The following is a 2538-nucleotide window of genomic DNA, read 5'->3' as shown; positions in this document are numbered from 1 at the left end:
GTAAGCTCCCGGTGAGGGCCGTCTTGCGAGGTTGAGACGAACATCGGAAGTCCTAGTGCAAACACTAGGAGTAGTCCTATGACGAAGCATCCGATTGAAGTGATCACGTCTGTCGAGCGCCGACGGCGCTGGTCTCGGGAAGACAAAGAGCGGCTCGTTGCAGCCTGCTTTGAGCCAGGTGCGGTGCTTTCCGAGATTGCCCGTGCGGCCGGTATCCACGTCAGCCAGCTCTTCCGTTGGCGCAAGGAGCTTTGCCAAATCGAGGAGCCGAGGACGCAAACGGCGAGCACGTTGGTGCCGGTGATCGTGTCCGAGGCCGCGCCTCCCGCCTCGCCCATTCCCTCGGGGCCGCCCGCTCCATCGCAGTCCCGCCGGAAGCGCAGCGATGTGACGATTGAGCTGGGCCGGGGCCGTCGTATTCGCGTGGACAGTGACATAGATACAGAGGCGCTGGGCCGCATTCTCGATGTCGTGCTGGAGCGGAGATGATCCCGGTTCCGATTGGTGTGAAGGTCTGGCTGGCAACAGGCCATACCGACATGCGCAAAGGCTTCCCCGGTCTATCGCTGATGGTGCAGGAGACGCTGAAGCGCGATCCGATGTGCGGACATCTGTTCGTGTTCCGCGGTCGCGGTGGTGGCCTGATCAAGGTCATCTGGCATGACGGCCAGGGAGCATGCCTGTTTACGAAGAAGCTTGAACGCGGACGCTTCATGTGGCCGTCGGCGGCAGATGGCTCGGTGGTGATCACACCGGCGCAGCTCAGTTATCTGCTGGAAGGTATAGACTGGCGGATGCCGCAAAAAACCTGGCGTCCGACGTCGGCAGGATGAGCAAAAGCACTGGAATGGCGGGGTCGAATATGATTCCATCCTTCCATGAACGATGCGGCCGAACAGCTTCCTGACGACCTTGCCAGTGCACTTGCACTGCTGGCGCAAGAGCGTGCCCGGCGTATCAAAGCCGAGGCGGAAGCCGCCAGTGCCAAGGCGCTCGTGTCGCATTCAGAAGCGCTGATCGCGCGGTTGAAGCTGGAGATCGAGAAAGTTCGTCGTGAACTTTACGGCAGCCGGTCCGAGCGCAAGGCGCGACTTCTCGAGCAGATGGAGCTGCAGCTCGAGGAACTCGAAGCCGACGCTGGTGAAGACGAACTGGCGGCGGAGATTGCTGCCAAGGCCTCGACAGTCCGGGCGTTCGAGCGAAAGCGTCCATCACGTAAGCCGTTTCCCGAACACCTGCCGCGCGAGCGCGTCGTCATCGCCGCCCCGACGAGTTGCCCCTGCTGCGGTTCCGCCAGGCTGTCGAAGCTCGGCGAGGACATCACCGAGACGCTGGAGGTGATCCCGCGCCAGTGGAAAGTCATCCAGACTGTGCGGGAGAAGTTCTCCTGCCGCGAATGCGAGAAGATCACTCAGCCGCCAGCACCTTTCCACGTGACGCCGCGTGGTTTTACCGGGCCGAACCTGCTGGCGATGATCCTGTTTGAGAAGTTCGCCCAGCATCAACCGTTGAACCGCCAGAGCGAGCGCTATGGCCGAGAGGGTATCGACCTCAGCCTGTCAACGCTGGCAGATCAGGTCGGCGCTTGTGCGGCGGCGCTGAAGCCACTCCATTCGTTGATCGAAGCACATGTCCTGGCTGCCGAGCGGCTGCATGGCGACGACACCACAGTGCCGATCCTGGCGAAAGGCAAGACCGATACGGGGCGCATCTGGACATATGTCCGGGATGACCGGCCGTTCGGCGTGCAGTCACCGCCCGCAGCCCTCTACTATGCGTCGCGGGACCGGCGGCAGGAGCATCCCGAGCGCCACTTGAAGAACTTCACCGGCATTCTGCAGGCAGATGCTTATGGCGGCTACAATCCCCTGTTCAAGGTTGACCGCGATCCCGGTCCTTTGACGCAGGCACTCTGCTGGGCACATTCGCGCCGCAAATTCTTCGTGCTGGCCGACATCGCCACGAATGCCAAACGCAGCAGCAAAGCTGCCCCGATCTCGCCGATGGCGCTGGAGGCCGTCAAACGGATTGATGCCCTGTTCGACATCGAGCGGAAGATCAACGGGCTTGCTGCTGACGAACGCCTGGAGCGTCGTCGCGTCGACAGCCTCTCACTCGTCAAAGAACTCGAGGACTGGATGCGGACCGAGCGGGCAAAGCTGTCGCGCAGTTCTCCTGTCGCCGAGGCTATCGATTACATGCTGAAGCGTTGGGACGGCTTCACGTCATTCCTGGAAGATGGGAGAATTTGTCTGACGAACAATGCAGCCGAGCGGGCGCTGCGAGGCTTTGCTCTCGGAAGAAAGTCATGGCTCTTCGCCGGATCGGATCGTGGTGCTGATCGCGCGGCCTTCATGGCGACGCTGATCATGAGCGCAAAGCTCAACGACATCGATCCGCAAGCTTGGCTTGCTGATGTCCTCGCCAACATCGCTGACACGCCGACAAGCAAATTGAAACAATTACTTCCGTGGAACTGGACGCCGACGGCGCTAGATGCTCAAGCGGCCTGACCTGCGTCCTTCACCGGATGCTTAC

At 61.3% G+C, this 2538-nt stretch carries 3 protein-coding genes; all 3 read left to right on the top strand.

From position 1 onward, the window contains the following. The first annotated feature begins 78 nt into the window (after window positions 1-78). From tnpA to tnpC, 3 genes are read left to right on the top strand one after another with little or no spacing between them, the layout of a single operon-like run. Window positions 79-489: an IS66-like element accessory protein TnpA gene (gene tnpA, locus AC1RO0_RS31885; protein ID WP_498596512.1), complete on the top strand. Its 411-nt coding sequence runs from the start codon at window positions 79-81 to the stop codon at window positions 487-489. After that, window positions 486-833: an IS66 family insertion sequence element accessory protein TnpB gene (tnpB, locus tag AC1RO0_RS31880; RefSeq protein ID WP_498596511.1), complete on the top strand. Its 348-nt coding sequence runs from the start codon at window positions 486-488 to the stop codon at window positions 831-833. The genes tnpA and tnpB overlap by 4 nt, the downstream gene beginning before the upstream one ends. A 45-nt stretch (window positions 834-878) precedes the next feature. Continuing rightward, window positions 879-2513 (top strand): IS66 family transposase, encoded by a 1635-nt coding sequence (gene tnpC / locus AC1RO0_RS31875; RefSeq protein ID WP_498596510.1) that lies wholly within the window; start codon window positions 879-881, stop codon window positions 2511-2513. The last annotated feature ends 25 nt before the right edge of the window (window positions 2514-2538 follow it).

The organism is Rhizobium sp. GW821-FHT14E12 (assembly GCF_058803745.1).
This window is presented reverse-complemented; position numbering and strand designations above follow the sequence as displayed.